Source organism: Streptomyces sp. NPDC001816 (assembly GCF_042892235.1).
In the GTDB taxonomy this organism is placed as follows: domain Bacteria; phylum Actinomycetota; class Actinomycetes; order Streptomycetales; family Streptomycetaceae; genus Streptomyces.
In genome coordinates this window covers 423,214-441,262 of the sequence record NZ_JBIATY010000004.1, presented here as the reverse complement: position 1 = coordinate 441,262, position 18,049 = coordinate 423,214, and the positions used below count along the sequence as shown (strand labels likewise).

The window sequence follows — 18,049 nt, the reverse complement described above, 5'->3', positions numbered from 1 at the left end:
ACGTGCGCGTCACGAGCATGGGCTGTCGGCCTTCGGCCTGATTCAGCCTCTTTTCTCCTGCCTTCTTACGGCATCTTCTTTACGGCATCCGGGGCGACGCCGCCCACATCCTCGGCGGCATGCCCGTGGCCCACACACCCCGTGGACGCACCCATGACGACGCACACCGCGACGACCCCGTCGTACGACCAGCTCCCGATCATCGACCTGTCCGCCGCCGACCGCGGCCCTCAGGCCCGCGCCCTCCTCCACGCCCAGCTGCACAGCGCCGCCCACGACGTCGGCTTCTTCCAGCTCGTCGGACACGGCGTGACCCGGGCCGAGACCGACGCCCTGCTCACCGCCATGCGCGCCTTCTTCACCCTCCCCGAGGCCGACCGCCTCGCCCTGGACAACGTCAACTCGCCCCACTTCCGCGGCTACACCCGCACCGGCGACGAACGCACCGGCGGCGCCCGCGACTGGCGCGACCAGCTCGACATAGGCGCCGAACGCCCCGCCCACGTCCCCGGCCCCGGCGAGCCCCCGTACTGGTGGCTGCAGGGCCCCAACCAGTGGCCGACCGCCCTCCCCGCCCTGCGCACGGCAGCCCTGACCTGGATCGACAAGCTGAGCGCAGTGGCCCAGCGCCTCCTGCACGAACTCCTCACCGCCATCGGCGCCCCCGCCGACTTCTACGACCCGATCTTCGGCGACCACGCCCACCCGCACCTCAAGCTCGTCCGCTACCCCGGCAGCGCGGGCGACGGCACCGACCAGGGCGTCGGCGCCCACAAGGACTACGGCTTCCTCACCCTGCTCCTGCAGGACACGGTCGGCGGCCTCCAGGTCCAACGCGAGGACGGCCTCTTCCACGACGTGCCCCCGCTGAAGGGCGCCTTCGTCGTCAACCTCGGCGAACTCCTCGAAGTGGCCACCAACGGCTACCTGATCGCCACCAACCACCGCGTGGTCAGCCCACCCGGAGCAACGGAACGCTTCTCGGTCCCGTTCTTCTACAACCCCCGCCTGGACGCCAGGGTCGAGCCCCTGCCCTTCCCCCACGCATCAACGGCCCCCGGCATCACCACCGACCCGGCCAACCCCCTGTTCGCCGAGTACGGCTACAACGAACTGAAGGGCAAACTGAGGGCGCATCCGCTGGTGGCGGAACGGCATCACGGGGACCTGCTGACACCCGCGTGATCAACTCCGCAGGGGCGCGGGGCCGTATCAACATGCGGCTCCGCCGCGTGGGCGCGACAAGCCACAGCGGACCCGCAGTCGCCCACGCGCCCCCGAACACCTCTCTCAGTGGGCGATGTCCGCGTACCCCTCGATCTCCTGCGGGCTGCGCGCCGCAGGGCCGACGTACCGAGCGGACGGCCGTACGAGCCGACCGGTCCGCTTCTGCTCCAGGATGTGCGCCGACCAGCCGGCGGTCCGCGCGCACGTGAACATCGACGTGAACATGTGCGCCGGAACCTCCGCGAAGTCCAGCATGATCGCGGCCCAGAACTCGACGTTGGTGGCCAGCACCCGGTCCGGCCGGCGGTTGTGCAGCTCCTCCAGGGCCGCCTTCTCCAGCGCCTCCGCGATCTCGAAGCGGGGCGCGCCCAGCTCCTTGGCGGTACGGCGCAGCACGCGCGCGCGGGGGTCCTCGGCCCGGTACACGCGGTGACCGAAGCCCATCAGCCGCTCCCCGCGGTCCAGGGCATTCTTGACGTACGCCTCGGCGTCACCCGTCCGCTCGATCTCCTCGATCATGCCGAGCACCCGGGAGGGGGCGCCGCCGTGCAGCGGCCCGGACATGGCGCCGACCGCCCCCGAGAGGGCCGCGGCGACGTCCGCGCCGGTCGAGGCGATGACACGCGCGGTGAAGGTGGAGGCGTTCATGCCGTGTTCGGCGGCGGACGTCCAGTACGCGTCGACGGCCGCGACGTGCTTGGGGTCCGGCTCGCCGCGCCAGCGGATCATGAAGCGCTCGACGACCGAGTGCGCCTTGTCGATCTCTCGCTGCGGCACCATCGGCAGGCCCTGCCCGCGCGCGGACTGAGCGACGTACGACAGCGCCATGACGGCGGCGCGCGCGAGGTCGTCGCGGGCCTGGTCGGCGTCGATGTCGAGGAGGGGTTTCAGGCCCCAGACAGGAGCGAGCATGGCCAGCGCGGACTGTACGTCCACACGGATGTCACCGGAGTGGACCGGGATCGGGAACGGCTCGGCGGGCGGCAGTCCGGGGTTGAAGGCGCCGTCGACCAGCAGCCCCCACACGTTCCCGAAGGAGACGTGTCCGACCAGGTCCTCGATGTCGACGCCGCGGTAGCGCAGGGCGCCGCCCTCCTTGTCGGGTTCGGCGATCTCCGTCTCGAACGCGACGACTCCTTCGAGCCCGGGTACGAAATCGGACATCAGGCGGCTCCTCGTGAAAGTGTCGGCGGCGGTCACCCCGGTGATGCCCCGATCAGCCGGTGGTCACCCAAACCGCAAGGGAGACCAGCACGATAACCCCGAGTGCCATAGTTGGGGAGACCACACGACACTGAGTGCCACGCGCGTTCGATACGGCAGGATGACCGCGTGACCGACAGCGACCTCAGCCCCGACCCCCTCGTCGATCCCGCCGCCATGCGCAAGCAGTACCAGGCCGCGGGCCTCGACGAGAAGGACCTCGCCGCGCACCCCATGGACCAGTTCTCCCGCTGGTTCGAGGACGCCGCCCGGGCCGCCCTGCACGGGACGCTGTACGAGCCCAACGCGATGGTGGTCTCCACGGCGGACGCCGCGGGCCGGCCCAGTTCCCGCACGGTCCTGATGAAGGGGTACGACACCGACGGCTTCGTCTTCTACACGAACTACGACTCCCGCAAAGCGCGTGAGCTGGCCGACAACCCGTACGTCTCGTTGCTCTTTCCGTGGCATCCGATCGCCCGACAGGTGATCGTCACGGGTGTCGCGCGCCGCACGGGCCGGGACGAGGCCGCGGCGTACTTCCGTACCCGCCCGCACGGCTCGCAGCTGGGTGCCTGGGCCAGTGCGCAGTCCTCGGTGCTCTCGTCCCGGGACGAGCTGGATGCCGCGTACGAGGAGCTGGGCACGCGCTACCCGGAGGGGGAGCGGGTGCCGGTTCCGCCGCACTGGGGCGGGTTCCGGATCGCTCCGGAGACGGTCGAGTTCTGGCAGGGGCGCGAGAGCCGGCTGCATGACCGGCTGCGGTATGTGGCTCGGCCGGACGGGGCGTGGGATGTGGAGCGGCTCAGCCCCTGAACGCAGACGACCCGCGAGCTCGGTTCCTCCGCCTGGTCGGCGGGGGAGCCGGCCGGACGTACCGGCGAGCTCGCGGGTCGGGTGACTGCGTTGGATTAGGCCGGCTGCGTGTTTCGCACACGCTGGTCCGGCACCGCACATGGTGTGGTGGGGGCCGCTAGCCCGCAGCCACCTCGCGCGCCCGGGTTTCACTCATTTACCCGATCACCTCCCTTCTGCTTGCTTGGCAGCCTAAGCAGTAGCCAAGAAGGGCTCAACTGTTTTTCGGAGATGTTGACGGTAGGGCTTCTGATCGGACGCCGTAGCCGTACCCGTCGCCCCGCTGGAGCAGCCGTAGATTCGAGTGAGAGACGTTGATCCGGCCGACCGAGGTGGTGAGGCTGTGCTGGCCTCTGGCTCGGACAGAGATACGGCCGGTCCATGTCCCTGCCCACTTACCGGAGGGCATGACTGCGCGCACCAGGTCTCCGGTGACGTACCCGAAGTGCTGCTTCTTACGGGCCCGCCGCAGCCGGGGGAATCCATACCGATCCGGCGTGGTGCGGGCGTATGAGCCGCGACCAGTGGCTTTGACGACCACTACCTGATCAGGGAAACGAGCGATCGCGTCCCCGCTCTCGTGATCAAGGTGGCCGACCGACAGGGCGTCCAGGGTGTGTGTCTTGGCGAGGCCCATGGCGTCGCGGTTGGCCTTGGTGAGATGGCCTGGCCAGGGGTGTACGGGCTTGCCGAGCGTCTCCAGCGCCTCCGTGAGCTGCCACTGGATCGCATTCATGGCAGCGGCGTCGCGGAGCGGGGCTTTGGTCTGTTCGAGGATCCGGGCCAGGAGGTCGGGCCGGTGGGCGAGGAAGGACTCGATGGACCGGCTGCCCTTGGCCTTGTTGCACGGGATGCAGGAGAGGACGAGGTTCGAGATGCGGCTGGATCCTTGTCGGCTGCGAGGACGTACGTGCTCGATGTTCAGGGGTACGCCGGTAGCCCCGCAGTAGGCGCAGGCGCCGCCCCACCTGGCGTGCAGGTAGGAGCGTGCAGTGGTTCCCGCCAGGGGGCCTTGCGCGTACTCCGCACCGTAGAGCGGTCTGCCCGCGCTCATGGAGTGGGTGTCGAAGGCTGTGCGTTCCAGATGGATGTCGGTGACGGGCGCGTAGCGGCACAGACGGTTGGCGATGGAGAAGGTGGTGTCGACGCGGTGGCGTAAAGAGGGTGGGAGCCATCCTTCGGGACGGACTCTGTTCTGCGAGCGTGGGGTTCGGTAACGGCAGTTGGCCGAACGTCGCCTGTTCCGGTAGCCCGCGCGCTGTTGCATGCAGCTTTGGATCTGCGCGCCTCGATGGTGGAGTTCGACCGAGATGAGTCCGCGTCGGACGGTGACGGTGGTGCCGTCTTCGGTGGTCTCCTTCTTCTCGTCGGTGAGGACGAGTCCGGTGCCCTTGGAACCGGGGTCGATGCGTAGTTGCACGCCGTCGACTTCCGAGTCGGCCAGCGTTCGGTCCTTCAGGCGGATGGTGAAGGGCACCTGGCGTGCGACTGCGGCTCGCCCCTTGCTGAGGAGTTCTCGGGCTCGTGCGGGATGACAGGGCATGAGTGGGTGCCCGTCCTTGGAGAGGACGAAGACCCTGTTTGCTCCGGTGGGAGCGTCACCGCTCCCGTTCTCTGCCGCCTGCGCTGCCTGGGCAGCGCGCTTGGCGTGACGCCGACGGGTTCTGGTGCCGTGCCCGTCGGTCTCCCCTCGCCCATGTTCCCTGCCGGTGCCCCGCGCGGTGGCGGGGTGTCCGTGAGCCGTTTCGTCCCTGCTCCCGGGGGTGTCTGCTCTCACGGGTTCCAGAGCAGGCTGCTGAGGAAGCACAGCCTGGTGGGTCTGCTCGCCTGCAGGAAACGTAGTCATCGGGGCACCTCCCTGATCGCCCGATCCTGATGACTGGGGCTGGCCACTCGACAGCCTTGCGGCCGGGGAGTGAGCGGCCTCCCCTCTTCGGTACACAGGCGACGCTAGTGAACGAGGACCGAGAGGCTGGGAAGATCAGACGTAAGTCGCTCGGATTTGCGAACCTGTCGAATTACCCGAACGCATAAGCGGTGAGAGTGGTACTGGCTTGCCCGGCGGTTGACCGGATGCAGGTACGGCCGGTTGGCTGCCAGTGTGACTGATCTTCGAATCGAAGCCGTAGACAGCGACACCAAGCTCGAGCAGTGGCGCCACGTCCACAACGTCATCGTGCCGCCCGCCGCCATGTCCCTGGACGACGCCCGGGTGCGGCGTGAGCGGTACCGGCTGGAGAACGCGTATCTGGGGGATGTGCTCGTCGGGTGTTCCACCGTGCGGCCGCCGGTCGGGGAGGAGGGCGTTGCGACGGTCATCGCGCGTGTGCTGCCCGAGTTCCGGCGGCGTGGTTTCGGTACGGCGCTGTACGAGAGTGGGCTCGCTCGGGCGCGTGTGCTGGGTGCGGGGGTGGTCGAGACGTGTGTGCTGGCCGTGAACGAGGACGGGCTGCGGTTTGCCGAGCGGCGCGGGTTCGTGGAGATCGAGCGGTACGTGCTGGACGGTGAGACCGATGAGTGGGTCGACCTGCGGCTGGAGCCGGAGCCCGGTGCCGGGCATTGATTACTTCAATCTGCGGGAACAGGATGTGGGCTGCGTCACGTTCCAGTTGAATGAAGGCCAGTGAGCGAACCGAGCGCCACAGATGCGCCGACGCAGCCTCCAGGGGGTCCAGGTGAGTGCTTCCCGGCGGAGTGGGACCACCGACGAGCTGGGGCCGGACGAGCCCGAGCGCGATGGTCCGCAGAGCCATGACGGGCCGGACGGGCCGGAGGATTCGGGGGGCTCCGATCTGCTCGCCGCGCTGCTGGACGGCATGGACGCGGCACTGTGTGCTTTCGACGCGGACGGGGTGGTCACGCACTGGAACCGGGAGGCCGAGCGGATTCTGGGCTGGACCGCGGCGGAGGCGGTCGGGCGGCACGGGTTCGCCGGGTGGGCGGTGCGCAGCGCGGACGCCGAGGATGTGCAGGCGCGGCTGATGTCGGCCATGCATGCGCCTGGCCGGCAGGTTCATGAGTTCGCCCTGGTCACGAAGGACGGCGGGCGGGTTCTGGTGCGGACTCAGTCTGCTGCCGTCCGGGGGCCGGACGGGAAGCCGGCGGGTCTGTACTGCGCGTTCAGTGAGGTGCATGCGCAGATCGATCTGGAGCGGTCCATCGCGCTGAGCGAGGCGTTGTTCGAGGACGCGTCCTGGGGCGTCGTGCTGGTCGACGCCGATCTGCGTCCCGCTGTGGTCAACGCGCATGCGGCTCGGGCGCTCGGTATCGGGCGTACGTCCGCGCTCGGGCGGCCGCTCGGGGAGTTGCTGGCGCAGGGTGTGGAGGAGCTGGAGAGTGCGCTGACCCATGTCCTGGCCGAAGGTGCGCCGCCCGCGCCCGCGGAGATGTGGGTGACCGTGCGGGTGCCCGAGGGCGAGCAGCGGCGCTGCTGGCGCAGTGGGTTCGTGCGGCTGGCCTCGCCGCTGGCGGAGGAGCCCGTGCCGCTCGGGGTCGGCTGGTTGTTCCAGGACGTCACGGAGGCCAAGCAGGGCGAGCAGGAGTCGGCCTTGCTGCGGTTCCGTACGAATCAGCTGCGTCGGGCGGCCCGTGCCGCCGCCGAGTGCGAGGACGCGGCGGAGGCGGCCACCGTCCATCTCGATTTCGCTCTTGCCGGTTTCGCCGACCATGCCCTGCTCGACCGTGTGGCGGGTGCTCCGCGCGCGGAGGGGGACGAGGCGGTTCCGGTGCGGCTGGTGCGGCTGGCGGCCACGCCCGCGGGTGCGCCGGGGCCGAGTCTGCTCTCGGGGGCGGCCGGGCTGCCGCTGCGGTACGAGGAGGGGCATCCGGCGTTGACCTGTGTCGAGCGGGCCGGGACCGTGCGTGCGGATGCCGGGTCGATTCCGGCCGAGCAGGCGCGTGAGTGGGCGCTGGCTCGGCAGTGGCCGGAGGACGCGGTGCACGGGCTGTGCGTGGTGCTGCGCAGCCGGGGGCGGACGTTGGGTGTGGTCACGTTTCTGCGCGGGGCCGGCCGCAGCCGTTTCGAGCGTGCGGACGCGGCCTACGCGGAGGATGTGGCCGTACGGATCGCGGCGGCGCTGGACCTGGCGGAGGCGGTGCGGGGGAAGCCGGCGGAGCAGTAGCCGGTGCCTGGTGCCTGGTGCCGGGGGCAGTGGGCGGTGCTCAGTGCTGGTAGAAGACCCGGTCCCCGTACTCCGTCATGACGCGTGCGTTCCAGTCATGGCCGCCGTCGACGTTGCCCGAGCGCAGCAGCGGGGGTTCGATGCCGCGGTCGGCGAGGGTGGCGGCCGTGGTGGCCATGACGGCCTGCATGAGGGCGGTGGTGACCACGGTGGAGGCGGGGGCGAAGGGAGCCGGGATGGTGTCGAGGGTGAGTTCGGCGTCGCCGACGGCGATCTTGGAGTCCAGCACGATGTCGCAGTGGTCCTTGAGGAAGGTGCCGGAGCTGTGCCGGGACTCGGTCTGCGCGGCGTAGGCCACGGAGGTGACGCCGATGACGTGCACGCCGCGGGTGCGGGCGCCCTGGGCCATCTCGACGGGCAGGGCGTTGCGGCCGGACAGGGAGATGATCACTAGGGCGTCGCCGGCGCGGAGCGGGGAGGTGTCCAGGACGGCGTTCGCGAGTCCGTCGACGCGTTCCAGGGCGGAGCCGAGGGTGGCCGGGTTGACGTCGACGCCGACGACTCCGGGGACGGCGAGCAGGTTCATGAGGGCGAGTCCGCCGGCGCGGTATACGACGTCCTGGGCGGCCAGGGAGGAGTGTCCGGCGCCGAAGGCGAACAGGCGGCCGCCGGCGGCGACGGTGTCGGCGAGCAGGGTGCCGGCCGCGGTGATCGCCTCGGCCTCCTCCTCCCGGACCCGTTGCAGCAGGCCGATGGCGGCGTCGAAGAACAGGTCGGCAGGCGTGCCGTCGCTCATGCGGTGCCCCTTCGCAAGCGTCTGTGTCGCGGATCACCGTGCGGTCTGGACCAGTGCGGTGTCAATACGGCCGGGCTCCGGCGCGGTGCGAGTACGGTGACTGCAACTTCCCAGGGGTGCGGGGCTGTATCGATGTGCGGCTCCGCCGCGTGGGCGCGATCGACCACGTACTGCCCGCAGCTTCGAAACCGCCGCCGCCCCCCGTTTTCCCGGTGGCGCCCGCTTGTCAGTGGGATCCGGCAGAATTGGTGCTAGGGCCAGCGCACGCGCCGGGCTTCCGGCAGAGGTAATCGAGGGGCACGTATGTCCGGACTGATCGACACCACGGAGATGTATCTCCGCACCATCCTCGAACTCGAAGAGGAAGGCGTCGTCCCCATGCGCGCCCGCATCGCGGAGCGGCTGGACCAGAGCGGGCCGACGGTGAGCCAGACGGTGGCGCGCATGGAGCGTGACGGTCTGGTCTCGGTGGCCAGCGACCGGCACCTGGAGCTGACCGACGAGGGCCGCAGACTGGCCACGCGTGTGATGCGCAAGCACCGTCTCGCGGAGTGTCTGCTGGTCGATGTCATCGGCCTGGAGTGGGAGCAGGTGCACGCGGAGGCGTGCCGCTGGGAGCACGTGATGAGCGAGGCCGTGGAGCGCCGGGTGCTGGAGCTGCTGCGGCACCCGACCGAGTCGCCGTACGGCAACCCGATCCCGGGCCTGGAGGAGCTGGGCGAGAAGGACGGGGCCGACCCGTTCCTGGACGAGGGCATGGTGTCGCTGGCCGATCTGGACCCGGGCAGTGACGGCAAGACGGTCGTCGTGCGCCGTATCGGTGAGCCGATCCAGACGGACGCCCAGCTGATGTACACGCTGCGTCGCGCGGGCGTGCAGCCCGGTTCGGTGGTGAGCGTGACGGAGTCGGCCGGCGGTGTGCTGGTGGGCAGTGGCGGTGAGGCGGCCGAGCTGGAGGCGGACGTCGCCTCGCATGTGTTCGTGGCCAAGCGCTGAGCATGGGAGGGCCCCGGCGCCGTGTGGCGCCGGGGCCTGTCCTCCCCTGTGCTGACCCGGAGCCCCGAGCTCTCAGGGTCATCCCCCTCGGACCGTTTTTCCCCGAGCGGTCCGCCTCCCGCCAGAAAGATCCCCTCGGCGGCGGCGATCATTCATTGCGAGGTGTCACTCGAATGAGGGGTGTTGTCCGCAGAGGCAGTATTTTCGAATAGGTATTCGATAGTCTGCGGCGGCATTACGAGCGACAGTACGAGCGACAGTACGACTGCGACACGGCAGTACACCGGTACGAAGCAGGCGGAGCTGGGGGGTGCCAGGCCGATGGCACGGCGTATCGATGTGGCGGGAGCGGGCGGGGTGCGCCTGGCCGCGTGGGAGTTCGCGGACCCGCCCAAACCGGGGGCGGAGCCCGGGGCTCCGGGTGTGTTGTTACTGCACGGCCTGATGGGCCGCGCCTCGCACTGGGCGTCCACCGCCCGCTGGCTCGCCGAGCGCCACCGCGCCGTCGCGCTCGACCAGCGTGGCCACGGCCAGAGCGACAAGCTGCCGCAGGCCGCGTACACCCGGGACGCCTACGTCGAGGACGCCGAGGCCGCCCTCGAACAGCTCGGCCTCGCCCCTGCCGTCCTCATCGGCCACGCCATGGGCGCCCTGACCGCCTGGCAGCTCGCCGCGAAACGCCCCGACCTGGTGCGCGGCCTGATCATCTGCGACATGCGGGCCTCCGCGCTGGGCTCGGCCTCGCAGCGCGAGTGGGCCGACTGGTTCCGGTCCTGGCCCGTCCCCTTCGCGACCCTCGCCGACGTCCGCAAGTGGTTCGGCGAGGACGATCCCTGGGTGGAGCGTCCCCAGCCCGCCCGCGGTGCCTTCTACGCCGAGGTCATGCACGAGTCCGCCGACGGCTGGCGGCCCGTCTTCGAGCCGGAGCAGATGCTCGCGACCCGGGAGAGCTGGGTGTACGACGCGCACTGGGAGGAGCTGGCCCAGGTCCGGTGTCCGGCGCTGGTCGTTCGTGGCCTCGACGGTGAGTTGGGGCGGGCTGAGGCGCAGGAGATGGTGCGGGTTCTTCCTCGCGGGGAGTACGCGGAGGTGGCTGACGCCGGGCACCTTGTCCACTATGACCAGCCGGTGGCTTGGCGGGGGGCTGTGGAGCCGTTTCTTGATTCGGTTCTGGCGGGTTGAGCGCCTTCTCGTCTGCGGGGTTTCTGTGCGTTGGCGGGTGCGGGTTCGTTGTGGCTTGTCGCGCCCCGCGGCGGAGCCGCACATCGATACAGTCCCGCGCCCCTAGGTAAGTTGCAGGTGCCCTGCGTTGAAAAGTCCCGTCAGCCTTCGCTCACTGCCGTCAGGATCTCTGGCAGGCGGGCCGCCGTTCGTGGGGCCGCCAGTCTCAGGCCCAGTAGGGTCAGGATCGCGCCGTAACCCGCCCCCGCCGGCAGCAGTACCCAGCTCCACGCATCCCCGTCCACGGTCACGTTCAGCCAGATCGCCAGGGTGATCACGGGGGAGCAGAGCAGGGCCGCTGCGACCATGCCGCCGAAGATGGAGATCCAGGCGAGGCCGGCCTGGCCGGGGGCCACGTTCGAGATCGATCCCGCCCACGGCAACCTGCCGCCCGAACCGCTTCCAGAGCCCCTGATATGGGGCTCCGTCGCGTGGGCGCAGGTCAGCGATCCCGGCCGCACGCATAGGCCAGCGGTGAGATCAACTCCTCCGCGTCCGGCAGCCATCGATTCGCCGGCGTGGGCCGGCAGGCCCACTGCACGGCGCCGCGCGAGCCGAAGCGAGTCGGCGGGGCGGCCACGTAGCTCCCCTCGCCGAGCGGCATGAGGTCCAGCGAAGCCAGCGACCACCCCAACTTCCGCACCAGGTCGGGAACTTTCACCGAGCCCCCCGGCAGCACGAAGAACTGCATACGGCGGTCAGGGGTGAGCGTCACCGGGCCCAGGGTCAACTCCATCCGCTCCATGCGGGCCAGCGCCAGGAACCCCGCGGTCTCCGGCACGGACAACGCGTCGAACGTACGCCCCGTGGGCAGCAGGATCGACGCCGTCGGCTGTTTCTGCCACATCCGGCGCGCGACGGTCGCGCTGCCGGTCGCCTGCGTCGCCCAGTCGGGGCGCGTGGGGTGCGCACCCGGCGCGGGGCAGGAGGCATCACCGCACGCGCAGCGCTGCACCCCGTCGACGGCTTCCAGCCAGGCGCCCGGGAACACGTCCCAGTGGCGCTCCTCGGCGTAGCGTACGGCGGTTTCCAGCAGCGATTCCCCGCGCTGCTGCGGAATCTGAGCGGCTTGCGTGCCGGCGATCGTCTCTTCCACGTTTCACTCAACTCCCGCATTCACCTGGAGTTACGGCCGGGGCGCGGGCAGGGGAGGAGCATCGACTCCTCGGCCGGGGCGCACGGGTGCACGAGTGGGGGCGCGCGGGAGGAAGCGGGGCGTGGGATGGGTAGCCAGGGATGGGGTGGCCAACAGCCTTTACCCCGGCAAACCGCACATGTCACGCATTGACGGTATGTCAGCTGGGCAGTGATCTTCAGGACCGGATCCTTCCGGCCGGATCTTCACGCTCCAGGGGTTCGCAGGGGGTAGCTCATGGCCGCAAGGCCTCTCGTCGCGAGGCAGCCGAACGAACGGCTGCAGGCACTCATCCAGGAAGCGGGGTGCTCGAACGCCGGGCTGGCCCGGCGGGTCAACATGTGCGGCGCCGAGCACGGTCTCGACCTGCGCTACGACAAGACGTCCGTGGCCCGCTGGCTGCGCGGTCAGCAGCCGCGGGGCCGGGCTCCGGCGATCATCGCGGAGGCGCTCGGGCGCAAGCTCGGCCGTACGGTCACGATCGACGAGATCGGCATGGCCAACGGCAAGAACCTCGCCTCGGGGGTCGGTCTCCAGTTCTCGCCGACGGTACTGGGGGCCATCGAGCAGGTCTGCGAGCTGTGGCGCAGCGACGTGGGGCGGCGGGACTTCCTGTCCGGCTCCTCCGTCGCAGCCTCCGCGCTGGTCGAGCCCAGCCGCGACTGGCTGATCTCCGCGCCGGACGCCCAGGTGTCTCGGCAGGCGGGCCCGCGCGTGGGCCAGTCCGACGTGGCCGCCGTACGCTCCATGACCCAGGCGCTGGTGGACCTCGACCACCAGTACGGCAGCGGTCATGTGCGCCCGGTCGTCGTGCACTACCTCAACAGCGTCGTCTCCGGGCTGCTCGCGGGGTCGTACCGCGAGGCGGTCGGCCGCGACCTCTTCGCGACCGTGGCCCGGCTGACCGAGCTTGCGGGGTACATGGCGGTGGACACCGGACAGCCGGGCCTGGCCCAGCGGTACTACATCCAGTCGCTGCGCCTGGCGCAGGCGGCGGGCGACCGCGGCTACGGCGGTTACATCCTGGCCGCCTCCATGAGCCACCTCGCCGCGCAGCTCGGCAACCCGCGCGAGATCGCCCAGCTGGCGCGGGCCGCTCAGGAAGGGGCGCGCGGGCGGGTCACCCCGCGCGCGGAGGCGATGTTCCACGCGGCCGAGGCCCGCGGGCACGCCCTGCTCGGTGACGTCCGGGCCGCGCAGGCGGCCTCCGGGCGGGCGGTCTCGGCGATGGAACAGGCGGACGCGGCCTCCGGGGACGACCCGGTGTGGATCGCACACTTCGACGAGGCCTATCTGGCGGACGAGCTGGCGCACTGCCACCGCGACCTGGGACAGGCCGAGGCGGCGGCGCGGTACGCCGAGCAGTCGCTGGCCGGACACCCGGGGACCCGGGCCCGGCGCCGCGCCATCGGCTATGTGCTGCTCGCCACGGCCCAGGTGCAGCAGCGCGAGATCGAGCAGGCCTGCAGCACCGGGATGAAGGCGGTGGAGCTGCTGGAGACGCTCCGTTCCAACCGGGGCGCCGAGTATCTGGAGGACCTCCAGCAGCGTCTGGAGCCCTTCCGGGACGAGGCGGTCGTGCGGGAGTTCGGGGCCCGTCTCGACCTGCAGCAGGCCGCCTGAACAACGGCCCCGTGGTTGCGTGAACACACGGGAAACGACACCGGGACCCGGAGTGGTTGCCCTATACAGCGAACTGTGGGGCTGTTTTGTTACTGGTGTCACAGGGAGGAAGATCGCGTCCTGAGCTGCGTGGCACCGGGCTCGGGGGACCCGGTAGCGTGAGCCGACGATTCCGAAGGTCCCCCATTCGTAGGAGTCCCGGTGACGCAGAGTGGACAGGGCGAGGAGCCCTCGGCGCGACCCGCGCACGAAGGCATCGTGCTGCCCTCCGACGGAGGCGAGCCCGTGCTGCCGGGCATGGCAAGCGTCCCCACGCCCGCCCCGGCGGCCCCGACCGGTGGCCAGGCCTGGGGCGACGCGTGGGGCCCCGGCGGCGGGCAGGCCCCCCAGCCGGACCAGGGCTGGCCGCCGGCGCCCGCCCAGCAGTGGGGCACCCCGGACCAGCAGCAGCCCACGGGCACCGGCCCCGGCCCGCTGCCTCCCGAGGGCGCACCGGCTCCGTCGTACGGCGACCAGGCCTTCGGCTCCGCCCACCAGGACCCGGCCTACGGCTCCACGGGCCAGGCGCGGGCGTACGGCGGTGATCAGCAGCCGCAGTACGGCGGCGATCAGCAGCAGTACGGCGCCGGCCGGCAGTCCCAGTACGGCGGCGGCCAGCAGCCTCAGGACGGTGCGGGCCGGCCGCCCGCCTACGGCGCCCCGAACCCGTACCAGCAGCAGTACCCGGCCTCGCCCGCCCCCTCGGCACCCCTGCCGCCCGCGGACGCGGCGCACGGTGCCGCCGCCCAGGGCGCGACCCTGCCGCCTGCCGTGCCGGACGCGTACCCGGCCGCCTCCCTGCCTCCCGCGTCCGTGGACGAGGGTGCGACCCAGTACATACCGCCGGTCCCGGCGGCCGGCGTCGACGAGGGCGCCACGCAGTACATACCGCCGGTGGCGCCCGGCGCACTGCCGCCCGAGTCCGCCGGCGAGGAGACGCGGTACCTGGGGCGCGTGCCCCAGCCGGCCGCCCCCTCCGACGCCGACGCCACCCAGTACATCCCGCCGTTCACCGGCCAGGCGCCGGGCGGGGAGCGGCAGCCGCCCGCCGAGTTCGACAACCTCTTCCGCGGTGGGCCGGCGGGCGGGGAGAGCCCGGCCGGCGCCACGCAGCAGATGCCGCGCATCCAGCCGAACGGCTACCCGGGCCCGGCGCAGCCGTCGTACATCCAGCCCATCGACATGGGCGAGGACGACGGCGGGCGCCGGGGCGGCCGTACCGGCTCGCGGGTGCCGCTGATCGCCGCCGTCGGCATCGGCATCGTCGTCGTCGGTGTCGCGGTCGGTGCGATGTTCAGCGGTGGCGGCGGGGACGACGGCAACGACAACAAGACCGTCGCCGCCGCCTCCCCGGCCACTCAGGACTCCGCCTCGTCCGGCGCCGACCCCGCCCAGCAGCAGGCGGCCGCCCTGGACAAGCTGCTCGCCGACAGCGGCAGCAGCCGCGCCTCGGTGATCCAGGCGGTGGCGAACGTCAGGCAGTGCAACAACCTCGGCCAGTCCGCCGCCAACCTGCGCGACGCGGCCAAGCAGCGCACCGACCTGGTCGCGCGGCTCGGCAAGCTGTCCGTCGACAAGCTGCCGAACAACGCTGCGCTGACCGCCGCCCTCACCAGGGCCTGGCAGGCGTCCGCGGCCGCCGACAACCACTACGCGGCCTGGGCCGACCAGGTGGGCGGCGGCCGGAAGGGTTGCCACAAGGGCCAGGCCCGCGGCAACGCCCAGACCCAGGCCGGCAACCGGGAGAGCGGTATTGCCAGCGCGGAGAAGGTGAAGGCCGCGGGGCTGTGGAACACCATCGCGCAGAAGTACGGCCTGACCCAGCGCCAGCCGACCCAGCTGTGAGCCGGGCCGGCCGCCGGGGCTGCCCCGGCGGCCGGGTCAGCCCAGGTCGGCGTTCTCCAGCGTGCTCGTCATGTCGGTGATCCCGTCGAAGCCCGAGCCCGCGGTCTTCTTCGCCGCGACCAGCCGGCCGTCCTTGACGACCTGGAGGGTCACGTCGGCGTTGACGAGCCGCGGGAAGCCGACCCCGGCGAGCTTGCTCTCGTAGGGCCAGTGCAGGGGCGGGGTGAGGCCGCCCGTGGACACCTTCAGGCCGTCGTCGAGGGTGCGCCGCACGGTGTCGGAGCTGACCTCGCCGCCGCCGATCTTCTCCAGGACGGCCTTCAGCACGGTGTAGGCGATCCAGGTGGTCTGCACTCCGGCGTCCGCGGGGTCGATGCGGTTGTCGCCGAAGGCCTCCTCGTTGATCACCTTCTTCATCCGGTCCCAGCGCGGGTCGGACGACACCGGGTACCAGCCGGTGAGGTACGACCCCTCGTAGGGCCCCGACGCCCCGCCCGTCGAGTTGATCACCGTCTGGTCGACGCTGCCCAGCACGGTCGCCGTCCGCACCGCGGGGTAGCCCGCGCGGGCCCGACGGAAGGAGTCCATGAAGATGTCGGTGCGGTCCCCGAGCGCGGGCACCACGCACCCCTTCTTGAGCGTGTCCTTGCTCGCGTACCCCAGCGCCTGGTCGACCTGGCCGTCGTACTCGGTGGCGTTCTCGGCGGCGAGCTGGTCGCCGGCCGGGGCGTGCCCGCCCGCCTTCAGACCCGAGTTGAGCAGCGCGGGCAGCTGGTCGCCGGCGATGCTGTCGGGGCGGACCAGGGAGACCGGGCCGCAGGAGGCGGCCAGCGCCCTGCCGAGACCGGCCAGGAGGGCGGGCTGGCCCCCGTTGACCGGGTACACCATGGGGCCGGTGAACTCCTCGCTGGTGACGCCGTAGCCGCCTATGTAGGGGATGCCGGCGCTCTCCAGCGGGGCGAGGAAGGAGTCGCCGAACTGGCTGTAGGAGCCGACCACCGCGACCACGTCCTCGGCCGCCGCGCGCCGGGCGCACTTCGCCGCGCCCACGCTGTCGTTGTGGTCGTTGCAGGTCAGGACCTCGAGCTTGCGGCCGTTGATGCCGCCGTGGGCGTTGATCCACTCGCCGTAGGCGTGGGCCATCGCGGGCATGCCGGGCTTGTTGGTGGAGTCGGTCTTCTGGGGCGCCCAGGTCATGACCTTGATCGGGTCATCCCCGGAGCCCCCCGTGGCACCGGGGATGACCCCGCATCCGGCGGTGAGCGACGCACACGCGGCCAGTGCACCCGCCGACAGGGCGGTGGCTCTGACGGGCCGGGAGAGGAAGGGGAGGAAGGTGCTGCGGATGCGTGGCCTGCCGGTCATGGACAAGCACGATTCCGTCACATCACTAACCCGGGAGTGACCCTTGGTCAACGAAAGGTGACGCTGAGGTGAATTACAGGGGCCAGTGAGACTCGTGTGGCGAGGAACGTACGATCGATGACCGTGCAAGGTTCGGAGAACTCTTCCCGTCGCGGCCGTCGCTCCTCCACCATGGGCGGCATGCCACTGAACGACATGCCGTGGTGGCGCTGGCGCAGCAATGTGCGCTCCGCGCTGCACATGCTCTCCGATACGGAGTTCCAACGCGACGTCTGGCTGGCCGGCGTCGACGGGTACGGCGACGTCACCGACGCCGTGTACCGCCTGGTGGAGGACACCTGGCTGGACAACTGGTCCGCCGAGAAGTACGTCGGCACGATATTCCGGGACTCGCAGGAGGCGGCGCTCGTCGACACCGCCGTCCTGCGGGTGCTGCGGATCATGCACCAGGTCGGCCCGGACGCGCCGGTCTCCGCCTACGTCGACCACCACGCGTGGCCGGAGGCGGTGCGGGCGGCCCGGGACGCGCACATACGCCTCGCGGCGAGTGACGGCGACGATCCCGACGCGCCCCCGCGGAGCCTGGAGGTACTGCGGATCATGACGAGGGTCGCGTAGGCGGGGGCCGGACCCTCCCGGGGCGGCGCGCCCGCACGGCAGGCCGTCCCGGCCCGTTCCGACCCGTCCCGACCCGCGGGACGATTGCCCACGGCGCGTGGCCGTATGGGACCCTGTGGTGCATGAACGAGCAGTCCGCCCCGGCCGCCGCCCCGGCCGACCAGTACGTCCTCACCCTCTCCTGCCCGGACAAGCAGGGCATCGTGCACGCCGTGTCGAGCTACCTGTTCATGACCGGCTGCAACATCGAGGACAGCCAGCAGTTCGGCGACCACGACACGGGACTGTTCTTCATGCGCGTCCACTTCTCCGCGGACGCGCCGCTGACCGTGGACAAATTGCGGGCGAGCTTCGCGGCGATCGGTGACACCTTCCACATGGACTGGCAGCTCAACCGGGCCGACGAGAAGATGCGCATCGTGCTGATGGTCAGCAAGTTCGGCCACTGCCTCAACGACCTGCTCTTCCGCGCCAGCATCGGCGCCCTGCCGGTGGAGATCGCGGCCGTGGTCTCCAACCACACCGATTTCCGGGAGCTGGTGGGCTCGTACCACGTCCCCTTCCACCACATCCCGGTGACGAAGGAGAGCAAGGCGCAGGCCGAGGCGCAGCTGCTGGAGATCGTGCGCGAGCAGAACGTCGAACTGGTCGTCCTCGCCCGCTACATGCAGGTCCTCTCGGACGACCTGTGCAAGCAGCTCAGCGGCCGGATCATCAACATCCACCACTCCTTCCTGCCGAGCTTCAAGGGCGCCAAGCCGTACCACCAGGCGCACGCGCGGGGCGTGAAGCTGATCGGCGCCACCGCCCACTACGTGACTGCCGACCTCGACGAGGGCCCGATCATCGAGCAGGAGGTCGAGCGGGTGGGCCACGGCGTGACGCCGGACCAACTCGTCGCCATCGGCCGGGACGTGGAGTGCCAGGCGCTGGCGCGCGCGGTGAAGTGGCACGCCGAGCGCAGGATCCTGCTCAACGGGCGCCGCACGGTGATCTTCGCCTGAG

Annotated in this window: 15 protein-coding genes and 1 pseudogene; 10 read left to right on the top strand and 6 right to left on the bottom strand. The window is 70.9% G+C overall.

Annotated elements, in window-relative coordinates:
• The first annotated feature begins 153 nt into the window (after positions 1-153).
• Positions 154-1,185, top strand: a complete 1,032-nt coding sequence (locus tag ACFYZZ_RS17535) for an isopenicillin N synthase family dioxygenase (protein ID WP_389176444.1) — start codon at positions 154-156, stop codon at positions 1,183-1,185.
• Positions 1,186-1,290: 105 nt separating this feature from the next.
• Here ACFYZZ_RS17535 and ACFYZZ_RS17530 read toward each other — a convergent pair whose 3' ends face one another.
• The gene (locus ACFYZZ_RS17530; RefSeq protein ID WP_389176442.1) at positions 1,291-2,391 is read right to left on the bottom strand and encodes a citrate synthase 2; all 1,101 of its coding nucleotides are present in this window, start codon (positions 2,389-2,391) and stop codon (positions 1,291-1,293) included.
• A 168-nt stretch (positions 2,392-2,559) separates the two neighbouring features.
• Between ACFYZZ_RS17530 and pdxH the strand changes: the two genes are divergently transcribed.
• A complete protein-coding gene (gene pdxH / locus ACFYZZ_RS17525) occupies positions 2,560-3,246 on the top strand; it encodes a pyridoxamine 5'-phosphate oxidase (RefSeq protein WP_389176440.1) in 687 nt (228 codons plus the stop codon).
• 253 nt (positions 3,247-3,499) lie between these two features.
• On the opposite strand, the gene iscB is transcribed toward pdxH, so the two are convergent.
• Positions 3,500-5,131 carry an RNA-guided endonuclease IscB gene (gene iscB / locus ACFYZZ_RS17520; RefSeq protein ID WP_389176438.1) on the bottom strand — a complete coding sequence of 544 codons (1,632 nt, stop codon included), beginning with the start codon at positions 5,129-5,131 and terminating at the stop codon, positions 3,500-3,502.
• 255 nt (positions 5,132-5,386) lie between these two features.
• On the opposite strand from iscB, the gene ACFYZZ_RS17515 reads away from it, so the two are divergent.
• Together ACFYZZ_RS17515 and ACFYZZ_RS17510 are read left to right on the top strand one after the other, a co-directional pair.
• Entirely contained in the window at positions 5,387-5,848 is a 462-nt protein-coding gene (locus ACFYZZ_RS17515) for a GNAT family N-acetyltransferase (RefSeq protein WP_389176437.1), read from the top strand.
• A gap of 112 nt (positions 5,849-5,960) precedes the next feature.
• On the top strand, positions 5,961-7,406 hold the full coding sequence (locus tag ACFYZZ_RS17510) for a PAS domain-containing protein (RefSeq protein WP_389176435.1): 1,446 nt from the start codon (positions 5,961-5,963) through the stop codon (positions 7,404-7,406).
• A gap of 40 nt (positions 7,407-7,446) precedes the next feature.
• Here the strand turns inward: ACFYZZ_RS17510 and ACFYZZ_RS17505 are convergent, their stop codons facing one another.
• A complete protein-coding gene (locus tag ACFYZZ_RS17505; protein ID WP_389176433.1) occupies positions 7,447-8,202 on the bottom strand; it encodes an SIS domain-containing protein in 756 nt (251 codons plus the stop codon).
• Between the two features lie 303 nt (positions 8,203-8,505).
• Here ACFYZZ_RS17505 and ACFYZZ_RS17500 point away from each other — a divergent pair, with 303 nt between their 5' ends.
• Both ACFYZZ_RS17500 and ACFYZZ_RS17495 read left to right on the top strand, forming a co-directional pair.
• A complete protein-coding gene (locus ACFYZZ_RS17500; RefSeq protein ID WP_067120881.1) occupies positions 8,506-9,198 on the top strand; it encodes a metal-dependent transcriptional regulator in 693 nt (230 codons plus the stop codon).
• Between the two features lie 321 nt (positions 9,199-9,519).
• Positions 9,520-10,380, top strand: coding sequence for an alpha/beta fold hydrolase (locus tag ACFYZZ_RS17495; RefSeq protein ID WP_389176431.1), 861 nt, complete (start codon positions 9,520-9,522; stop codon positions 10,378-10,380).
• 140 nt (positions 10,381-10,520) lie between these two features.
• Here ACFYZZ_RS17495 and ACFYZZ_RS17490 read toward each other — a convergent pair.
• Both ACFYZZ_RS17490 and ACFYZZ_RS17485 read right to left on the bottom strand, forming a co-directional pair.
• Positions 10,521-10,781: pseudogene (locus ACFYZZ_RS17490) on the bottom strand (transporter); the annotation flags it as partial.
• An 80-nt stretch (positions 10,782-10,861) separates the two neighbouring features.
• On the bottom strand, positions 10,862-11,515 hold the full coding sequence (locus ACFYZZ_RS17485) for a bifunctional DNA primase/polymerase (protein ID WP_386573535.1): 654 nt from the start codon (positions 11,513-11,515) through the stop codon (positions 10,862-10,864).
• Between the two features lie 276 nt (positions 11,516-11,791).
• Between ACFYZZ_RS17485 and ACFYZZ_RS17480 the strand changes: the two genes are divergently transcribed.
• Positions 11,792-13,177 (top strand): transcriptional regulator, encoded by a 1,386-nt coding sequence (locus ACFYZZ_RS17480; RefSeq protein ID WP_389176429.1) that lies wholly within the window; start codon positions 11,792-11,794, stop codon positions 13,175-13,177.
• A gap of 201 nt (positions 13,178-13,378) precedes the next feature.
• Positions 13,379-15,061 carry a hypothetical protein gene (locus ACFYZZ_RS17475; protein ID WP_389176427.1) on the top strand — a complete coding sequence of 561 codons (1,683 nt, stop codon included), beginning with the start codon at positions 13,379-13,381 and terminating at the stop codon, positions 15,059-15,061.
• A 36-nt stretch (positions 15,062-15,097) separates the two neighbouring features.
• Here the strand turns inward: ACFYZZ_RS17475 and ACFYZZ_RS17470 are convergent, their stop codons facing one another.
• Positions 15,098-16,426, bottom strand: a complete 1,329-nt coding sequence (locus ACFYZZ_RS17470; protein ID WP_389176426.1) for an ABC transporter substrate-binding protein — start codon at positions 16,424-16,426, stop codon at positions 15,098-15,100.
• Between the two features lie 117 nt (positions 16,427-16,543).
• On the opposite strand from ACFYZZ_RS17470, the gene ACFYZZ_RS17465 reads away from it, so the two are divergent.
• Entirely contained in the window at positions 16,544-17,044 is a 501-nt protein-coding gene (locus tag ACFYZZ_RS17465; protein WP_389176424.1) for a hypothetical protein, read from the top strand.
• Between the two features lie 122 nt (positions 17,045-17,166).
• Positions 17,167-18,048: a formyltetrahydrofolate deformylase gene (gene purU, locus ACFYZZ_RS17460; RefSeq protein WP_389176422.1), complete on the top strand. Its 882-nt coding sequence runs from the start codon at positions 17,167-17,169 to the stop codon at positions 18,046-18,048.
• Position 18,049: the final 1 nt, after the last annotated feature.

Excerpts from the sequence above, each read along its gene's own strand:
- ACFYZZ_RS17535 (WP_389176444.1), top strand. The coding sequence starts at position 154 with ATGACGACGCACACCGCGACGACCCCGTCGTACGACCAGCTCCCGATC.
- ACFYZZ_RS17530 (WP_389176442.1), bottom strand. The coding sequence starts at position 2,391 with ATGTCCGATTTCGTACCCGGGCTCGAAGGAGTCGTCGCGTTCGAGACG.
- iscB (WP_389176438.1), bottom strand. The coding sequence starts at position 5,131 with ATGACTACGTTTCCTGCAGGCGAGCAGACCCACCAGGCTGTGCTTCCT.
- ACFYZZ_RS17505 (WP_389176433.1), bottom strand. The coding sequence starts at position 8,202 with ATGAGCGACGGCACGCCTGCCGACCTGTTCTTCGACGCCGCCATCGGC.
- ACFYZZ_RS17500 (WP_067120881.1), top strand. The coding sequence starts at position 8,506 with ATGTCCGGACTGATCGACACCACGGAGATGTATCTCCGCACCATCCTC.
- ACFYZZ_RS17495 (WP_389176431.1), top strand. The coding sequence starts at position 9,520 with ATGGCACGGCGTATCGATGTGGCGGGAGCGGGCGGGGTGCGCCTGGCC.
- ACFYZZ_RS17480 (WP_389176429.1), top strand. The coding sequence starts at position 11,792 with ATGGCCGCAAGGCCTCTCGTCGCGAGGCAGCCGAACGAACGGCTGCAG.
- ACFYZZ_RS17470 (WP_389176426.1), bottom strand. The coding sequence starts at position 16,426 with ATGACCGGCAGGCCACGCATCCGCAGCACCTTCCTCCCCTTCCTCTCC.
- ACFYZZ_RS17465 (WP_389176424.1), top strand. The coding sequence starts at position 16,544 with ATGACCGTGCAAGGTTCGGAGAACTCTTCCCGTCGCGGCCGTCGCTCC.
- purU (WP_389176422.1), top strand. The coding sequence starts at position 17,167 with ATGAACGAGCAGTCCGCCCCGGCCGCCGCCCCGGCCGACCAGTACGTC.